This is a genomic window from Marivita sp. S0852, from assembly GCF_046591575.1.
In the GTDB taxonomy this organism is placed as follows: domain Bacteria; phylum Pseudomonadota; class Alphaproteobacteria; order Rhodobacterales; family Rhodobacteraceae; genus Marivita.
The window spans coordinates 444,692-461,307 of record NZ_JBIQWA010000004.1 but is presented as its reverse complement, the minus strand read 5'-3'; the positions used below and the strand labels follow the sequence as shown (position 1 = coordinate 461,307).

At 58.0% G+C, this 16,616-nt stretch carries 17 protein-coding genes; 7 read left to right on the top strand and 10 right to left on the bottom strand.

The features are described 5' to 3' along the window. Position 1: 1 nt before the first annotated feature. The 4 genes from ACG74X_RS11365 (at position 2) to ACG74X_RS11350 (ending at position 3,898) form a co-directional block, all read left to right on the top strand. Entirely contained in the window at positions 2–1,621 is a 1,620-nt protein-coding gene (locus tag ACG74X_RS11365) for an FAD-dependent oxidoreductase (RefSeq protein ID WP_411234865.1), read from the top strand. Further along, a complete protein-coding gene (locus ACG74X_RS11360) occupies positions 1,621–1,818 on the top strand; it encodes a DUF2783 domain-containing protein (protein ID WP_411234864.1) in 198 nt (65 codons plus the stop codon). Before ACG74X_RS11365 ends, ACG74X_RS11360 begins: the two co-directional genes overlap by 1 nt. Positions 1,819–1,892: 74 nt before the next feature. Beyond that, a complete protein-coding gene (locus ACG74X_RS11355; protein ID WP_411234863.1) occupies positions 1,893–3,098 on the top strand; it encodes a pyridoxal phosphate-dependent aminotransferase in 1,206 nt (401 codons plus the stop codon). Continuing rightward, positions 3,095–3,898 (top strand): aspartate dehydrogenase, encoded by an 804-nt coding sequence (locus ACG74X_RS11350; RefSeq protein WP_411234861.1) that lies wholly within the window; start codon positions 3,095–3,097, stop codon positions 3,896–3,898. Before ACG74X_RS11355 ends, ACG74X_RS11350 begins: the two co-directional genes overlap by 4 nt. Here the strand turns inward: ACG74X_RS11350 and ACG74X_RS11345 are convergent, their stop codons facing one another. From ACG74X_RS11345 to ACG74X_RS11335, 3 genes are read right to left on the bottom strand one after another with little or no spacing between them, the layout of a single operon-like run. Continuing rightward, positions 3,899–4,027 (bottom strand): hypothetical protein, encoded by a 129-nt coding sequence (locus ACG74X_RS11345; RefSeq protein WP_411234860.1) that lies wholly within the window; start codon positions 4,025–4,027, stop codon positions 3,899–3,901. It lies immediately after the preceding gene. Beyond that, positions 4,024–5,349, bottom strand: coding sequence for a c-type cytochrome (locus ACG74X_RS11340; RefSeq protein ID WP_411234859.1), 1,326 nt, complete (start codon positions 5,347–5,349; stop codon positions 4,024–4,026). Before ACG74X_RS11340 ends, ACG74X_RS11345 begins: the two co-directional genes overlap by 4 nt. Further along, positions 5,330–6,577, bottom strand: a complete 1,248-nt coding sequence (locus tag ACG74X_RS11335) for a formate dehydrogenase subunit gamma (protein WP_411234857.1) — start codon at positions 6,575–6,577, stop codon at positions 5,330–5,332. The genes ACG74X_RS11340 and ACG74X_RS11335 overlap by 20 nt, the downstream gene beginning before the upstream one ends. Positions 6,578–6,805: 228 nt before the next feature. On the opposite strand from ACG74X_RS11335, the gene ACG74X_RS11330 reads away from it, so the two are divergent. Continuing rightward, the gene (locus ACG74X_RS11330) at positions 6,806–7,489 is read left to right on the top strand and encodes an endonuclease/exonuclease/phosphatase family protein (protein ID WP_411234855.1); all 684 of its coding nucleotides are present in this window, start codon (positions 6,806–6,808) and stop codon (positions 7,487–7,489) included. 120 nt (positions 7,490–7,609) lie between these two features. Here ACG74X_RS11330 and fdh3B read toward each other — a convergent pair whose 3' ends face one another. The 6 genes from fdh3B to ACG74X_RS11300 all read right to left on the bottom strand — a co-directional run bounded on the left by fdh3B (position 7,610) and on the right by ACG74X_RS11300 (position 13,411). After that, a complete protein-coding gene (gene fdh3B, locus ACG74X_RS11325) occupies positions 7,610–8,203 on the bottom strand; it encodes a formate dehydrogenase FDH3 subunit beta (protein ID WP_411234854.1) in 594 nt (197 codons plus the stop codon). 14 nt (positions 8,204–8,217) lie between these two features. Continuing rightward, positions 8,218–11,190, bottom strand: coding sequence for a formate dehydrogenase subunit alpha (locus ACG74X_RS11320; RefSeq protein ID WP_411234853.1), 2,973 nt, complete (start codon positions 11,188–11,190; stop codon positions 8,218–8,220). A 104-nt stretch (positions 11,191–11,294) separates the two neighbouring features. Beyond that, complete coding sequence (locus ACG74X_RS11315; protein ID WP_411234852.1) at positions 11,295–11,486, bottom strand: twin-arginine translocation signal domain-containing protein; 192 nt, start codon at positions 11,484–11,486, stop codon at positions 11,295–11,297. A gap of 79 nt (positions 11,487–11,565) precedes the next feature. Further along, positions 11,566–12,180, bottom strand: a complete 615-nt coding sequence (locus tag ACG74X_RS11310; protein WP_411234851.1) for a molecular chaperone — start codon at positions 12,178–12,180, stop codon at positions 11,566–11,568. Continuing rightward, entirely contained in the window at positions 12,177–12,848 is a 672-nt protein-coding gene (locus tag ACG74X_RS11305) for a DUF3306 domain-containing protein (RefSeq protein ID WP_411234850.1), read from the bottom strand. Before ACG74X_RS11305 ends, ACG74X_RS11310 begins: the two co-directional genes overlap by 4 nt. Further along, complete coding sequence (locus ACG74X_RS11300) at positions 12,845–13,411, bottom strand: DUF3305 domain-containing protein (protein ID WP_411234848.1); 567 nt, start codon at positions 13,409–13,411, stop codon at positions 12,845–12,847. The genes ACG74X_RS11305 and ACG74X_RS11300 overlap by 4 nt, the downstream gene beginning before the upstream one ends. Before the next feature lie 114 nt (positions 13,412–13,525). On the opposite strand from ACG74X_RS11300, the gene ACG74X_RS11295 reads away from it, so the two are divergent. Then, positions 13,526–15,508 (top strand): 4Fe-4S binding protein, encoded by a 1,983-nt coding sequence (locus tag ACG74X_RS11295; RefSeq protein ID WP_411234847.1) that lies wholly within the window; start codon positions 13,526–13,528, stop codon positions 15,506–15,508. 49 nt (positions 15,509–15,557) lie between these two features. Here the strand turns inward: ACG74X_RS11295 and ACG74X_RS11290 are convergent, their stop codons facing one another. Continuing rightward, the gene (locus tag ACG74X_RS11290) at positions 15,558–16,274 is read right to left on the bottom strand and encodes a hypothetical protein (RefSeq protein WP_411234845.1); all 717 of its coding nucleotides are present in this window, start codon (positions 16,272–16,274) and stop codon (positions 15,558–15,560) included. 150 nt (positions 16,275–16,424) lie between these two features. Between ACG74X_RS11290 and ACG74X_RS11285 the strand changes: the two genes are divergently transcribed. Next, entirely contained in the window at positions 16,425–16,616 is a 192-nt protein-coding gene (locus ACG74X_RS11285) for a DUF6494 family protein (RefSeq protein WP_411234844.1), read from the top strand.

Genomic DNA, 16,616 nt, shown 5'->3' with positions numbered 1-16,616 from the left:
CATGGTTGCTGTTCGATACCAAACCGCCTTTCGGCTGTATCCCTACGAGAAAGTTGCCGACCAGGACAGGGCGACGCCAGTGCGTCATCCGGTTGTGATTGTCGGGGGTGGTCCGATTGGCATGGCGCTTGCCCTTGACCTTGGAAATCGCGGGATATCCTGCGTCGTTCTGGACGATCATGACGGTGTTGGCATGGGCAGCCGCGCGATTTGCTTTGCCAAGCGGACGCTGGAAATCTGCGACCGTCTTGGCTGTGCCGATCCGATGGTCGACAAAGGTGTCGTCTGGAACCTTGGGCGCGTTTTTCGGGACGAAAAAGAGATCTACACCTTTAATCTTCTTCCCGAAGAGGGGCACAAGCAGCCTGCCTTTATCAATCTGCAACAGCCCTATTTCGAACAGTTCATCGTAGAGAAAATCCGCGAACAACAGGCCAATGGCGCACCTATCGACATTCGTGGTCAAAACTGCGTCACGGCATTGGAACGCCGGGAAGACCACGTTCTTCTGGATGTTGACACACCCGACGGCCCCTACCAGATCGAGGCTGACTATCTGGTCGCTTGTGATGGGGCAAATTCTCCGATCCGGGGGCTGATGGGCCTTGATTTCGATGGGCGCGTGTTTGAAGACAATTTCCTGATCGCGGACATCAAGATGAAGGCGGAATTCCCGGTCGAGCGCCGCTTTTGGTTCGATCCCCCCTTCAATCGCGGTGAAACAGCCTTGATGCACAAACAGCCCGATGATGTCTGGCGACTTGATTTCCAATTGGGGTGGGACATTGACCGCGAGGCAGAGATGGACCCTGACAAAATCAGGTCTCGTGTGCAGGCCATGATCGGAGAAGAGATCGACTTTGATCTGGTCTGGACCTCAATCTACACATTCCGCTGCTGCACGATGAAGGATTACCGGCACGGACGGGTTTTCTTTGCCGGCGACAGCGCCCATCAGGTCAGCCCCTTTGGCGCGCGTGGTGCCAATGGTGGCATTCAGGACATCGACAACCTTGGCTGGAAACTTGCCGCTGTGCTGTCGGGGGAGGCACCGGACAGATTGCTGGACAGCTATCACGCCGAACGCAAACACGGTGCGTTGGAGAATATCAAGAATTCCAGCCGGTCGGCGGATTTTCTGACACCGCGGAACCCGGCACATGCGTTGTTCCGCGATGCCGTTCTGGATCTTGTCGAAGACCACCCCTTCGCGCGCCCGATGGTCAATTCGGGCCGTTTGTCGATGCCGTGTACCTATGACGGCTCGGCACTGAATGGCGTTGACGGTCTGGTCAATGGTCCGGCGCGGTCCCGGCCCGGAAGCCCCTGTCCCGATGCCCGGTTAGAGCGTGGGTTTCTGCTGGATCACCTCAAAACCGGGTTTGGTCTTCTTGCGATCAATGCGCCAAACCTGACCGAGTGCGTGGTCGACAAGACCGTGCTTCCTGTTGTGCATGTTACGTCACAGCCCGGTGATGAGATGTCAGACCGCTATCTCGGTTCACATGACACGGCGGTCTATCTGATCCGGCCCGATCAACATGTTGTCGCGCGATGGGATCACTTTGATCATGGCGCAGTTCGGGCGGCATACCGCATAGCGATGGGAAAGGATCTGTGATGGCGGGCCTTATACGCGAGCCGAATTTTGACAATTCCGACGATTTTTATGCAGCTCTGCTTGCCGCACATGATGGCTTGGACGAGCCAGAGATGCATGCGCTGAACGCGCGTTTGATCCTGATTTTAGCCAATCATATCGGCCGGAATGACGTGTTGGAAGAAGCCCTCAGCGCGGCGCGGCGGACATCTGGATAATAACCGATCTGCTTGGCTCTGGCATCCTGATGCAAAATCGCCCAGAGATACCGCATCTGAGACAGGAGTGGATCATGAGCAAGCTTGAGACGAAATTTGCCAATCTTGGTGCGGAAAATGCACCGGGGCAGGAAGTGCGTCAAAGCGCAGATGATCTGAAATCAATGATGATCGGCGATATCTTGACGGGCGAACCCGTCGATTTTTCCCATGGCGATGTAGATGCGTTTGCCCCGACACCGGGGGCCCGCGAGGCCTGGGAGGCAGGGTTTGAAATGGGCGGTGCCCAAGCCTACACCGAATATCGCGGCGCGTCCGTCATTCGCGATCAGGTCGCAGACAGTCTGGCGGGATTTACTGGCGCGCCGGTGGATGCGGTCGACGAGTTGATCATCACACCTGGCACGCAGGGGGCTCTTTTTCTGGCGCTTGGCGCGGTTGTCGATCACGGCACCAAGGTTGCGATTGTTGAACCCGACTATTTCGCAAACCGCAAACTTGTGACCTTTTTCGGCGGAACGATCCTGCCGGTGACATTACACTATCACGACAGGGCCGGTCTGGATATCACAGCGCTTGAGGCCGCATTTGAAGCCGGTGCAAAGGTGTTTGTGTTCTCGACGCCAAACAACCCAACAGGGCAGGTCTATTCACAAGAGGCAATCACCGCGATAGCGGCTTTGGCAAGACAGCATGACGTGACGGTCATTGTCGATCAGCTCTATTCGCGCTTGCGTTACAGCGGAGAGACCTACACCCATCTGAGATCCTGCACCGAACGGCCCGCCAATCTTGTCACGATCATGGGGCCATCGAAAACCGAATCCCTAAGCGGCTTTCGATTGGGCGTCGCCTTTGGCACTGCGTCTTTGATTGACAGGATGGAAAAGCTGCAGGCGATCGTTTCACTGCGTGCGGCTGGGTATTCTCAATCTACGCTCAGGACGTGGTTTCATGAACCCGAGGGCTGGATGGAGGCGCGGATCGCGCAACACGAGGCGATCCGGGATGATCTGCTTGCCATTTTCCGCGCGGCCGGTTTTCCGACAGCCACACCCCAGGCGGGCAGCTATCTGTTCCCCGAATTGCCCAAACTTATTGTTTCGCCCGAGGATGTTGTGCGACTGCTGCGGATTCAGGCGGGTGTCACAGTGACGCCGGGGTCGGAATTTGCGCCGCATACGGCCTCAAGCATCCGTTTGAACTTTTCCCAAGACCACGCTGCTTCGGTTGCGGCGGCGCATCGCATTGTCGACATGGTCAAAAGGTATCAGGCATGAAAATTGGGATTGCAGGCATGGGGGCCATTGGCCTGCGCGTGGCGCAAGAGCTTGATCGCGGCGGGATTCCCGGTTGCACACTTGCAGCAATGTCAGTGCGCAACGCCGAACGCGCCGCCGAGGCCAATGCACAACTGTCTAAACCGGTGTCAAATTACGCGTTTGACGACATGGCCCGGCATTGCGATGCCGTGATTGAATGCTTGCCACCGCAACTGTTTCTTGATCTTGCGCGGCCCGTTCTTCAGGCGGGCAAGACGCTGATTGTCTTGTCTGCAAGTCAGCTGTTGGGCCAGCAGGCTCTTTTCGATATGGCGGCTGAAACCGGTGCCACACTTCAGATCCCCTCTGGTGCGATGCTGGGGCTTGATGCGATCAAGGCGGTGGCGGTTGGCACGGTGCATTCGGTTGTGATCGAAACGCGCAAGCCGGTCGCGGGCTTGATCAATGCGCCCTATGTTCAGCAACAAAACCTGGATCTTACCGGCCTGACCAAGCCGTACCAGATCATCGAAGGGGCTGTGTCAGAAATCGCCAAAGTCTTTCCGGCCAATGTCAACGTTGCCGCAGCAGTCAGCCTTGCTGGCATCGGACCCGACAAAACCCGCATGGAGGTCTGGGCCGATCCGTCGCTTGAACGCAATTTGCATTCGGTGCGGGTGAGGTCGGACAGTTCTGATTTCACCATGTCGATCGAAAACCGCCCAAGTGCGGAAAACCCGGCAACGGGCAAGATCACCGCGTTAAGCGTTATCGCCTTGCTGCGTCAGCACAGCGCGGTTTTGCAGGTCGGAACATAGTTAATCCAGCCGGACATTGCTGGAAGACGATCCCTGTTCCTCTGCGCTCCAGCCCATTTCGTGCAAGACGAGGTCTCCGAGTACGGCAATAACGGCGATGGCGACAAATCCCAGGATCATGGCTTTCACTTCGATCTCTCCTTTGGCGCGGTTTCCCGACGCAGATATGTCACCAGATCCGCACGGTCCTGCGCATTGGTGATCCGTTGCATCGGCATCTTGGTGCCGGGAATGTACTCTTCCGGGCCAATGTCGAAAAGGGCATCAATTGTGGTTTCGTCCCAGATCAGCGCCGATCCCGTCAGCGCGTCTGAATATGTATAATCGCGCACAGTCCCGGCTTTGCGCCCGAACAGGTCATAAAGGCTGGGGCCCGCGCGCCGTGCGCTGCCCGGGGTCAAGCTATGGCAAATCGAACATTTCCGCATGAATTGGCGCTCTCCATTCGGCATCGTGTTCGGGTCTGCAAGATAACCTGGCGCATCGGTTGCCATAGGGTCCAGATCGCCCATTGTGGAGATTGGCCAGGAGTACAGTCTGGGGTCCAGTCCCCCCGCATGAATATTGGTGCCGTCCCTTGAAAACGCCAAGGCCCAGATGGGGCCACGCTCTGCCGCGCGAAAATCACGTTTGATGTGCCAGGTGACCGTGTCGACCACCATGATATAGCCTTCGCCATCCCCAACAGCGAGTTGGCGGCCATCCGTGTCTTGTGCCATTGACAAAACCGGACGTCTGTCCAGCGTGAGGTCAGCAAGGGCTTGTCCCGTTGTCAGATCAAGGGCGCGGGTTCCGCCATCCACCGCGCCGTAGGCGATCCAGCCAGCGGCGGCATTCACTTCGATCTCGTTCACGCCAAAACCGTGTTCCACCACGCGCTGAAGTTCAACGGCGGAGGCGATGTCCCACAGTCGGATGCTGCCATCTGCAGAGGCAGAATATAACCGTTCTCCATCCTGCGTGAAGGCGACATCATTGACCGGCCCGTTATGGCCCTTCAGAAAACTTGCAGGGCTGCCATCAAGCGGCCAAAGCCCGATAGAGCCATCCCAGCTTGCCGATGCAAGCCGCGTGCCATCGGGCGATAGCGCCAAAGCGACGATTTTGCCCTGATGTCCAGACCAGACCGATGAAGGCTGCCCATCTGCCGGCCAGACCCGGATGTCGAAATCGTCGCCCGCCGAATAGAGCGTGCCATCCGCACCGAAAACGACGGCATTGACCGCAGCTTTATGGCCGTCCAGCCACTGTGCGGTCTTGGCGGACCATAGGCCAACGGCGTTGTCAAAGCTGACAGTTGCGATCTGGTCGGTGTCAGACACGGCGATACCCATGATAGGTCCGCCATGCCCTTTCAGAGTGAAAAACTCTTCCGACACAACAGGTGATGCACAGATCAGTGCCGCGCCAAGGGCGAAACCAAAGCGCATGTCACTCGGCCGGAGTGACATGACCCGGTGGGGTTCCTTCGCGCTTTTTCACCTCTTCCACCCAAAGGCTGTGATGTTCCTTGGCCCATTGTTCTTCCACCAGACCAGTCCCCATGGCGTCATAGGCCCCCTCCATGCCCACAGAGCCGATATAGATATGCGCCAGAATGATCGCCATCAGAACGAAGCTGACAATGGCATGCCAAAGCTGTGCATATTGCATTTCTTCATGCGGCGTCAAAACTTCGGGTAGCACACCAAATCCAAAAAGCTCGGGCAGGCCGGTCATGTTCAACAGGCCAAATGTCTTGGCAAACAGCGGCAACTCGAACGGGAACAGCAAGGACACACCGGACACCGCGATGGACCCGCCCAACACAATTGTCGACCAAAAAATGAATTTCTGACCTGCATTGAACTTTTTGGCCGGAGGGTGTTCCCCGCCAAACAAGCCACCACCTTTGGCCAGCCAACGTATATCTGTCCGGTCCGGAAGGTTGTGAACAACCCACATGATCAGGATCATGACCAAGGCAATGATAAAGGCCCACGAGACATTGTTGTGAACCCATTTCGAATACCCGGCAATCCATGCATAGGGTTCGTGACCAAAGGCCGGGATCAGGAATTTGCGCCCCATCAGTGAAATAAGACCGGTGAGACCAAGCAGAATGAAAGAGCCCGCAAGCAGCCAGTGACCGAATCGTTCAAAATTCTTGAACCGCTCAATCCGCCGCCCGGTTTTTTCACCGTCGATCATCACCCGACCTCGTAGCAGGTAGAACAAAACCAAAAGCCCCAGCGTGCCAAGCAAAAGATACCCGCCATAGGTCAGCAACGGGCCTTCGCGGAACTGTAGCCACCACATCCCGCGATCCTGGATCAGAACCTCTGCCGCCGGGCCGCGTATCTGGGTCGTGACATCAGCCGCATTAAACCGCATTCCGCGCCAAAGGTCCGGATCGGACGCTCCACCCAGGGTGCCCAGCTGTTCGCGCATGCCGGCCGCCGCCTTGGGATTGCCGATATTTTCGGCGCGATGCGTGTTATCGACGGCCAGCCCCTCTTGTCGCCGCATGATATCTTCCAGCGTCGGTGCCCCGCCGGTGGCGGACCTGTCCGTTTCAATCGCACTGGCGGTGTCCGCCGTCTGCGCCATTCCCGTGTCTGGCCCCAGAACGAGCAGCAAACTGGCCAATGTGAACACACTCAACACAAGCCACCGAAGAGTAAATCGAACGTCACGCATGAAAGTCTGTCCTTTCTTTGTGAGTGCGCGACCAAACCGGGTATCACGATGGTCACAGCGCATGTCACTGCGTATACACTATCTTGCTATGGGCGTGGCTCCTAGTCGTCTGTCCTGCGACTTTAGAATGATATCTAATGGGGCGTGTCTTAAATTTCGTGAAACAAGAGTCACATATTGCCAGTCCCGGGGCCAAATTTTACACAGGTCCATCAAAAGAGAGGTCCGATGCGGATTGCCAGTTACAACATTCGAAAAGCCGTCGGTTTGGATTGGCGTCGCGATCCGCTGCGGATCATCCGGGTTCTGGCTGATCTGGATGCGGATGTTGTGGCCTTGCAAGAGGCGGACAAACGGCTTGGGGCTCGGCCTGCGGTGTTGCCTGACGAATTGCTGTATGATCACACCGGTCTGCGCATCGTCGATGTGATCGACGGGCCAAGTTCGGGGTGGCATGGCAATGCGCTTTTGGTGCGCGACGGTTTCACGGTGCATGACGCCGAACGCCTTGTGCTGCCGGGAATAGAACCGCGCGGTGCGCTTGTGGCGGATATCAGCGGACCAGAAGGCGATGTCACGGTCGTGGGAACCCATCTGGGGCTGCGGCGCGGATGCCGGCAATTACAACTGGCCCACCTGCGCGACACGATTGATGAACGCGCGCCCCGGACGATCATTGCGGGCGATATGAACGAATGGTCACCCCGTATCGGGTTTGATTTGCTCAAGGATCAGTTTGACCTAATCGTCCCCGGACCCAGCTTTCACGCCAGCAAATTGCTGGCCCCCTTGGACCGGTTCGCGTTGGGTAAGTCGTTCCGGCATCAGGATTCCGGTGTGCTTCTCAAGGGCGAGGCCCGTCGCGCGTCGGATCACCTGCCCATTTGGATGGACGCGGAATTGGTGCGGTAAGCCGCACAGATTTACCCGCCGCGCCCGTCATCCTCGGGCTGACCCGGCCGCCCAGTGACTCACACCGCCCCGGCGTTTCCACCGGGGCGATATGCGTTCAGATTTCGATCAACGGAAAGATCAGCCGCCTTTTTGATCGTAGGCAGTGCCCCATCCCCACGCGCCAGAACCAAAGCCGCGTGCCACAACCCGCTCTCGGTAGATGCCAGAGACCACATCTCCGTCACCCGCCAAAAGCGCCTTGGTTGCACACATTTCCGCACAGATCGGCAGTTTGCCTTCGTCGATGCGGTTTCGGCCGTACTTTGCGAATTCGGCAGTCGAGTGGTTTTCTTCCGGGCCACCGGCGCAGAAGGTACACTTGTCCATCTTGCCGCGCGATCCGAAGTTGCCCGCTTGCGGATACTGCGGTGCGCCGAACGGGCAGGCGTAAAAGCAGTAGCCACAGCCGATGCACAGGTCCTTGGAGTGCAGGACCACACCTTCTTCGTTCTGATAGAAGCAATCCACCGGACAGACGGCCATACAGGGCGCGTCTGAACAGTGCATACAAGCGACCGAGATTGACCGTTCACCGGGTTTGCCGTCGTTGATCGTCACCACCTTGCGGCGGTTGATCCCCCACGGAACCTCGTGCTCGTTCTTACAGGCTGTGACGCAGGCGTTGCATTCGATGCAGCGTTCGGCGTCGACAAGAAATTTAGCGCGTGCCATGTGTCTGGTCCTCCTTACGCTGCAACGATTTTACAAAGCGTCGACTTGGTTTCCTGCATCTGCGTCACCGAGTCGTAGCCGTAGGTCTGTGCCGTATTCGTCGATTCACCCAGCACATAGGGATCGGCCCCTTCCGGATATTTGGACCGCTGGTCCTCGCCCTGGAAATGACCGCCAAAGTGGAACGGCATGAACGCGACGCCCGGTGCAACCCGTTCGGTCAGCATTGCCATCACCTTGACCTTGCCGCCTTCCGGGCCTTCGACCCAGACCTGCGCGCCGTCCCGCACACCAAGGTTGTTGGCGTCACGCGGATTGATCTCGACGAACATGTCTTGCTGAAGTTCAGCCAGCCATGGGTTCGACCGGGTTTCGTCCCCGCCGCCCTCGTATTCGACCAAACGGCCGGATGTAAGGATGATCGGATACTCGCCCGAGAAATCCTTGGCCTGGATCGACTTGTAAAGCGTCGGCAGGCGGTAGAATTTCTTGTCCTCGTAGGTCGGGTAATCCGCCACCAGATCGTAGCGCGGCGTGTAAAGCGGTTCGCGATGGAGCGGCACCGGATCGGGGAACGTCCAGACCACCGCACGGGCCTTGGCGTTGCCGAACGGCGCGCATTCATGTGCGATTGCGACACGCTGGATGCCCCCGGACAGGTCGGTTTTCCAGTTCACTTTGGCAACCTGATCGTCAAAGTCGGACGGGAAGGGCGACATGCCGGCCTCACCAACTTCTTTGGTGTAGTCGGCAAACCCCTCGACACCCGCGGCCTTGGCGATAAAGGCGCGTTCTTCGTTTGTCAGATCGGTGTGCCAGCCCAGATCCTTGAGCATCTGGTAGGTGAATTCCGGATACCCGTCCTGAATTTCCGATCCTGCCGAATACACGCCTTCGGCCAAAAGATTGTCGCCATCCCGTTCGACGCCAAAGCGCGCACGGAAGGTTAGACCCCCTTTTGAGACCGGCTTGGACATATCGTAAAGGTTTGGTGTGCCCGGATGCTTCATGTCGGCAGTGCCCCAGCAGGGCCATGGCATACCGTAGTAATCGCCATCTGCCGGACCACCAATTGCCTGAAGCGTTGTGCGGTCAAAGGTGTGCTGGTTCGCCATATGCAGCTTCATCCGCTCTGGCGACTGGCCTGTGTAGCCGACCGTCCACATCCCTCTATTGAATTCGCGCGTGACGCTTTCAACAACCGGGGTGTTTTCGTCTTCCATTTCAATATTGCGGAACAACCGGTCCGCAAAGCCGAACTTGTTGGCAAACAGGCCAATGATCTCGTGGTCGGTCTTGGCCTCGAACAGCGGTTCCATGATCTTGTCGCGCCACTGCAAAGACCGGTTCGACGCAGTGACAGAGCCACGGGTTTCAAACTGCGTCGCCGCCGGCAGAAGGTACACCCCATCCGTCCGGTCATGCAGAACGGCCGAAACGGTCGGGAACGGATCAACCACGACAAGCGTGTCCAGCTTTTCCATCGCTGTTTTCATTTCGGTCATACGGGTCTGAGAGTTGGGCGCGTGGCCCCACAAAACCATGACCTTGACATTGTCGGGCTGGTCGATGTTTTCGGGATCTTCCAGAACTCCGTCGATCCAACGTGACACCGGGATGCCCGTGCTGTTCATCAGGTTCTTGGCGTCTTCGCCGGACCCTTCGGAATGGAACTGCGCCTTGAGCCAGTCAAGGTCTTCGCCCCAGACACGGGCCCAATGCGCCCAGGCCCCTGCCGACAGGCCATAGTAGCCTGGCAGGGTGTGGCTCAGAACGCCAAGGTCCGTCGCGCCCTGCACGTTGTCGTGGCCGCGGAAGATGTTGGTTCCGCCGCCCGAGGTGCCCATGTTGCCAAGCGCCAACTGCAGCACGCAATACGCTCGCGTGTTGTTGTTGCCATTGGTGTGCTGGGTCCCGCCCATGCACCAGATGACGGTGCCCGGACGGTTGTTGGCCATGGTGCGGGCCACGCGCTCAAGCTGAGAGCCGGGTGCGCCGGTGACGCGCTCGACCTCCTCGGGGGTCCACTTGGCAACCTCTTCTTTGATCTGGTCCATCCCCCAGACGCGGGTGCGGATAAACTCCTTATCCTCCCAACCGTTTTCAAAGATGTGCCACAGGATGCCCCAAACCAGTGCCACGTCGGTGCCGGGACGGAAGCGGACATATTCGTCCGCATGCGCAGCTGTGCGTGTGAAGCGCGGGTCGCAAACGATAACCGGCGCATTGTTCTGCTCTTTGGCTTTGAGCAGATGCAACAGCGACACCGGATGCGCTTCGGCCGGGTTGCCACCGATGACAAAGATCGCGCGGGAATTGTGGATGTCATTGTAGCTGTTGGTCATGGCACCGTAGCCCCATGTGTTCGCCACGCCCGCAACAGTGGTTGAGTGACAAATCCGCGCCTGGTGGTCGACATTGTTGGTGCCCCAGTAGGCCGCGAATTTGCGGAACAGATACGCCTGTTCGTTATTGTGCTTGGCCGAGCCGAGCCAATACACCGAGTCCGGTCCATGCGCATCGCGGCTGGCCAGCATCTTGTCACCAACCTCGTCAATGGCTTGTTCCCAGCTAATGCGCTTCCACTCACCACCCTCTTTCTTCATCGGGTACTTGAGGCGACGTTCACCATGGGCGTGTTCGCGAACAGCAGCGCCTTTGGCGCAATGTGCGCCAAGGTTGAACGGGCTGTCCCAACCGGGCTCTTGCCCGATCCAGACGCCGTTGCTGACTTCGGCGATTACCGTACAGCCGACCGAGCAATGCGTGCAGACGGACTTGACCGTCTCTACTGCACCTTTGACGGCCCCGGCAGCGCTTGCTTGTGTGACGGTTCCGCCCGTGGCGCTGATGGCGGCCAAACCACCGATGGCAAGCCCTGACCCCCGCAGAAATGCGCGTCTGTCGACAGATTTATTGGAGATATCCGAGATCAGACCAGTGCGCGCTGTGCGCCGTGCCAGACCTCCGGTTTTCTTTCTAAGCATGATGTCCCTCGTTGGCTACCTGAGCGCGCGGCGCCCTAAAGCTGGGTTGCGTCCTGCGGCGGTAACGTCTGTTCTGCCGTCAGGAAGAGGTGAGGCACGCGGCGTTAGAACCGAGTGCTTTCCAGATACGCGCGGGTATGTGCGGTGTCCTGCATTTTTCCGTCTGCAACTGGTGTTTCGTCAGCCGCAGCTTGCGTGCCTGTAATGGTAACAGCCGCAACGGCGGCCGGGGCTGCGGTGCCAGCCAGTTTCAGAAAATCGCGGCGACTGGATGTCGCGTCGGGTTTCTCTGTCATGGAAGTCTCCTTCCTTTCTTCCAAATGATGCGGCGGGGGCCGCTAAGGGTGACGGTTGCCCGCCGGTTTCGATCCCGGCTCAGGCCGAGGTCAGTCTGAACGCTTCGCGTTCAATTTCCATGAATGCCTTCCCGACCGATCCAACGGCGCTGTAAAGCATGGCTGTTTTCGCCGTTTCGAGATCGGCATAAAAATGCCCGGCCCAGGGGGCGATGTGGCGATTGAAAAAGGTCTTTTGATCATCAAGTGTTGCTGGATCACTAAAGCGCCCAACAATCAGCCCGCCCATGATCTCCATCAAAGTTGCGATATTGTCTTCGGGTTCGTACACATTCGGCGCGCGTTCAATGCGTCGCGCGGACAGGTCATTGCGCAGCACGGCAAGCGGTTTTTCGTGCAGAAACCCGGTCAGATAGAAACTGGCATAGGGCAACAGTTCACCGCGACCCAGACCGATAAACAAGGCGTTGAATTCCCTTTCCGCTTGTTTGGGCTTTGTTGTTCCGGCACAGGCGGCAAGCCGATCAATGGCCGTTCCCAGCTCTGTCTCGTCGCCGGACAACCCTGCGGTCTGGGCAAGCAGCAATTCATCGGGGGGGCCGGACAGGATCAAGCCAAGAAAATTGTACAGATCGGCGCGCAGGCGATCCTCTTCCGAAACCGAAGGCGTTGCTTGAGCGGTGCTCATGCTCATCCTGTTTCACTTTCTATTCTAAAGCGCATCCGTCTGGGACGCAGATGTTCTTGTTCCATTGTATCCAATGGTGTGCCATCCGGATATTCTGCGGCATCTGGGACCATGGTCGTAGATGCGGGCGCGGCATTTGCAGAATCCTGCAAGGTTTCCGATTTTTGCACAAATTCCGCTTCTTCCGTGTCGCCGTCATCTGATGGCAAATCCGAGAGATTCTGTGGGTTATCCAGGCCTTTGGCCGCGATCTCTGCCCGTGTCCGCGTTTCTTCGGCCTCTAGCGCTTCGATATGCTTGAGAAGGCCCTTGCCCACCCGGTAGGCCGTCGCAACGCCCGGAGCGTCGGTGGCGGCGTTGGTGAAGTCGTCATTGTAGTCACACAGCCCATCCAGATTTGCGAGCGCGGGGTTCAGCTTCCACAACTGCCGCAAGGCGCGTTGCCGCAATCGTTCCGGCACAGCCTTTTGCATGAAACCGGAAATGTCCTGTCCCGGTTCAAGTGTGTCCGGATCGGGCAGGCCCAACTCTTCCAGAACCTCTTGGTCCGGTTTTTCCTCAAGCTCTGCCTGAACTGCTCTGTTTTCTGCGTCTGCCGCGTCCCTTTTTTCTTCAAGCGCCTCTGCTTCGACCGCCTGTTTGCGGCGTGACCAGAAATTGGACCGTTGTTTCATGATGACCCCAGCTTCCTGTCTCGTGACGGGGCACGGTACACATCGCTGTCCTGCGAAATGCGGTGATCTCCGATGCCATCTTCGACCTTGTCCTCAAGATACCGTTTGCGTTTGCGCTTCTTGAAAGGCTCTTCGACAAAGTGGCGATCGGTCCAGTCTTGAACCCAGGCAACCAGGGCGGGCGGCATCGGCACTTTCTCGACCAGATCGTCCCCCCCTTCGGCATATTGCATGGCTTCGTTGGGATTGGCGGTCACCAGCTTTAACGCATAGGGCCATGCGCCGTCGCTTGGTTGTAAAACGACGTAAGCGCAGACCACCGGTTCAGCGAGGTTGACGCGATACGCTTCGGCATCGGTCCGCCAAAGCGTCAGCGGCAGCGTCCCGATGTGATATTCGGCGATATCCCCGTGTTGGCGCAACAGTTTCCAATCGGCCGGACCCGCACCAGGCAAAAGCGCGGTTGGTTCCCAAATCCATTTTTGCCAACGCGTCACACCGGGTTTACGCTGTAACGTGACGCCCACCGGCATTTCAATCGAGCGGCTGTCGCGTGTCGTCAAACAGTGTCCTTCCCTATCCGGCACCAAGGGCGCGGTTGACTTCTGGATAGCATACACATTGGGTAGGAAAAATTCCGACCTTCGGACAAGACGCAGCGCCGGGAAAGGGCCGTGATGGGAACCAAACTTGTTTTATGCGATTGCCTTGGCAGCCAAACCCTTGATGCCAGCCAGATCGCTGAGGCCACATCGCTTGAGCCGTCACGCGTTTATACCAACCTGTGCGGCAGCGAGGCCAACATATCAGCCAAGGCGCTTTCGGACGGTGATGTCATTGTGGCCTGTCAGCAGGAACGCGCGTTTTTCGAGATGCTGGCAGACGAGCTTGACGTGGATGCTCCCGGTTTTGTCGATCTGCGGGATCGCGCAGGGTGGAGCGATCAGGGCCACATGGCAGGCCCGAAACAAGCCGCACTGGCCGCCGAGGCCGCGCTTAACATCCCGATGTCAAAATCGGTGGATGTGATCAGTGAAGGCACCTGTCTTGTGGTCGGCGCAGGCGACACTGTCTTCGACACCGCCGCGCAGCTTTGCGACACGCTGGCGGTGACCGTACTTCAAACCGACAGCACCGAGGTTCCGGTGGACCGCCGGTTTGACGTTGTGCGTGGTACGGTGCGGTCCTTGACCGGTGCGTTGGGCGATTTTTCGGTCAGGATCGACGCCTTTTCACAGCTGCAGCCCGGAGGTCGTGGGGCCTTTGACTTCACGCCTGCGCAGGACGGGGCGGTGTCCGATTGCGACATTGTCGTGGATTTGACAGGTGGGACCGCGATGGTCCCGGCACCGCATAAACGCCACGGCTATTTGCGCGCCGACCCGCGGCAACCCGGCGCTGTTGCGGCGCTATTGGCCGATGCGGTGCAGATGATCGGAACATTTGAAAAACCGCTCTATATCGCGCTTGAGCCGGCCTTGTGTGCCCATAGCCGCGCGGAGCAATCGGGATGTTCCAAATGCCTGAATGTGTGCCCGACCGGCGCGATCACGCCAGCGGGTGATCATGTGTCGGTTGACCCGATGATCTGCGCCGGGTGCGGGGCCTGTGCCGCGCTATGCCCGTCAGGGGCCATCACCTATGACGCCCCGCCGGTCTCTGTGGTGTTCCGCCGGCTGGACACGCTTGCGGCGACCTATCGCAAAGCGGGCGGGCACTCGCCGCGTCTCTTGGTGCATGATGCAGAGCACGGGGCCGAAATGATCCGCCTTGCGGCCCGTTTTGGCCGGGGATTGCCAGCCGATGTGATCCCGTTTGAAACCGAAAACCTGGCCGGGTTCGGTCATGCCGAAATGGTGGCAGCGCTCAGTACCGGTTTTGCACATGTCGATGTTTTGCTGTCGCCGCGAACCGAACGCGACACCCCGGATCATGAAGCGCGTCTGGCCTGTGCTTTGGCAGGGCAAGGGCGTGTGCAGCTTTTGGACTTACCCGATCCCGAGGCCCTGAGCGACCACCTTTTTGCAACATCGGAAGCGGCGCAAGCCGCGCCTTTCGCCTTGCCAATCGGCACGCGCCGTCAGGTAGCACGCCTTGCGGCCAGGACGTTGAACCCCGATCAAGACGTTCTGGAGCTGCCGGAACATGCGCCTTACGGGGCGGTTCTGGTGAACACGGATGCCTGCACATTGTGCCTGAGCTGTGTGTCGCTTTGCCCGTCCGGCGCGCTGGGCGACAACCCCGACCTGCCGCAGCTTTTGTTTCAGGAAGATGCCTGCCTTCAATGCGGTCTGTGCGCCAATATTTGCCCCGAAGACGCCATCAGCCTTGAACCGCGCATGAACCTGACAGACACTGCGCTGTCGCAGGTTGTTCTGAACGAAGAAGAACCGTTCGCCTGTATCGAGTGCGGCGCATTGTTCGGCGTGAAGTCGACAATCGAAAGGATCACTGAAAAGCTGGCGGGTAAACATGCGATGTTCGCCACGAACGACGCCGCCAAGATGATCCAGATGTGTGACAATTGCCGCATCCAGGCGCAGTACCATTCCCAGAACAATCCGTTTTCAAATGGTGAACCGCGTGTGCCGCGCACCACGGATGACTATCTGAAAGACCGCGACCAGATAGAACCGTCTTCCAAACGACGCGACCACTGACACCGAAGTCGCAACACACAATCCAGGCTTTGGTCGGGCCGTTTGTTGATCAGGGATGCAATGTCTGGACGGGACGCCCCAGATCGGCGGGGGCGATCCCCTGAACGAAGGCCATGATGTTATCCAGATCATCCAATGTCATCTCCAACGCCTGAATGGGGGACGGTCGGGTTGGATCAAACGGCGCGGTCACATCCGCGATTTGCGTAAAAGCGGGATGGGGGTTAAGCGCATAAAACGCCTGAAACCGGTATTCCCAATCGGAAAACGTGCGCAGGACCGCGAAAGACGGGGTCGAGCCTATGGAATTCATCCGGTTTTTCTCGTTCACCACATGGCAGCGTCCACAATAGGACAACGACACCTCTTCGCCGCGCAGGGCATCTCCGTCATAGGTGACGGCAACCCCCTCTTCTTTGATCTCGATCCGGGATGTAAATGTCTGGGTGCCATTGATCCGGTAGCTGTCCACCGTGGTACGCCCGACATCCGAGAGCAGCCATTTGGCAAAGGCTTGGGCGTCGGGGTCGCCTTTGGTGTCCAGGTGCCAGACTTGATCCAGTCCTTCAAAAGCCGCAGAACCGACATCGCCAAAGGCGGCATCAGCAGCCACACCCGGATCAACAAGCGTGATGCGCGTCTGGGTTTTTAGCGAAAAGCGCGGCATGATATAAGACAGCAAACCACTTTCAATCAATGCGGCTGGCGCGGTCATGGTGAACGCCTTGTTCTTGGGAAAGTCCTGCGCGGCGGCAGGAAGCGCCACGATTGTGCAAAAAAGTGCGAAACAAGATATATCTTTTGCAAATCTGTCCATTCCGCGCCGCCTCCTTGCTTGAAAGCCTAAGGGTGGTGGCTTACACCCGTCAACGCTCTTGCTCTTGAGCGAATGGTCCTAGCATCAGGGAGGGAACCGATGAGCGAAGAATTCAACATGTCCATGCGCAAATTTCTCAAACAAGTGGGCGTCACATCCCAGCAAGCCATCGAAGACGCCATGCGCGACGCTGACACAAGCGGAAAAACCTTTGACGCCAAAGTTGTTCTGACGGTCGACGGGCTGGATCTGGAACATGTCGTGACGGGCAAAATCACAGGACAGGACTAA

What these genes read in the sequence shown, in the direction of transcription:
- ACG74X_RS11365 (WP_411234865.1), top strand. Translation starts at nt 2, where the DNA reads ATGGTTGCTGTTCGATACCAAACCGCCTTTCGGCTGTATCCCTACGAG.
- ACG74X_RS11360 (WP_411234864.1), top strand. Translation starts at nt 1,621, where the DNA reads ATGGCGGGCCTTATACGCGAGCCGAATTTTGACAATTCCGACGATTTT.
- ACG74X_RS11355 (WP_411234863.1), top strand. Translation starts at nt 1,893, where the DNA reads ATGAGCAAGCTTGAGACGAAATTTGCCAATCTTGGTGCGGAAAATGCA.
- ACG74X_RS11350 (WP_411234861.1), top strand. Translation starts at nt 3,095, where the DNA reads ATGAAAATTGGGATTGCAGGCATGGGGGCCATTGGCCTGCGCGTGGCG.
- ACG74X_RS11340 (WP_411234859.1), bottom strand. Translation starts at nt 5,349, where the DNA reads ATGTCACTCCGGCCGAGTGACATGCGCTTTGGTTTCGCCCTTGGCGCG.
- ACG74X_RS11335 (WP_411234857.1), bottom strand. Translation starts at nt 6,577, where the DNA reads ATGCGTGACGTTCGATTTACTCTTCGGTGGCTTGTGTTGAGTGTGTTC.
- ACG74X_RS11330 (WP_411234855.1), top strand. Translation starts at nt 6,806, where the DNA reads ATGCGGATTGCCAGTTACAACATTCGAAAAGCCGTCGGTTTGGATTGG.
- fdh3B (WP_411234854.1), bottom strand. Translation starts at nt 8,203, where the DNA reads ATGGCACGCGCTAAATTTCTTGTCGACGCCGAACGCTGCATCGAATGC.
- ACG74X_RS11320 (WP_411234853.1), bottom strand. Translation starts at nt 11,190, where the DNA reads ATGCTTAGAAAGAAAACCGGAGGTCTGGCACGGCGCACAGCGCGCACT.
- ACG74X_RS11315 (WP_411234852.1), bottom strand. Translation starts at nt 11,486, where the DNA reads ATGACAGAGAAACCCGACGCGACATCCAGTCGCCGCGATTTTCTGAAA.
- ACG74X_RS11310 (WP_411234851.1), bottom strand. Translation starts at nt 12,180, where the DNA reads ATGAGCATGAGCACCGCTCAAGCAACGCCTTCGGTTTCGGAAGAGGAT.
- ACG74X_RS11305 (WP_411234850.1), bottom strand. Translation starts at nt 12,848, where the DNA reads ATGAAACAACGGTCCAATTTCTGGTCACGCCGCAAACAGGCGGTCGAA.
- ACG74X_RS11295 (WP_411234847.1), top strand. Translation starts at nt 13,526, where the DNA reads ATGGGAACCAAACTTGTTTTATGCGATTGCCTTGGCAGCCAAACCCTT.
- ACG74X_RS11285 (WP_411234844.1), top strand. Translation starts at nt 16,425, where the DNA reads ATGAGCGAAGAATTCAACATGTCCATGCGCAAATTTCTCAAACAAGTG.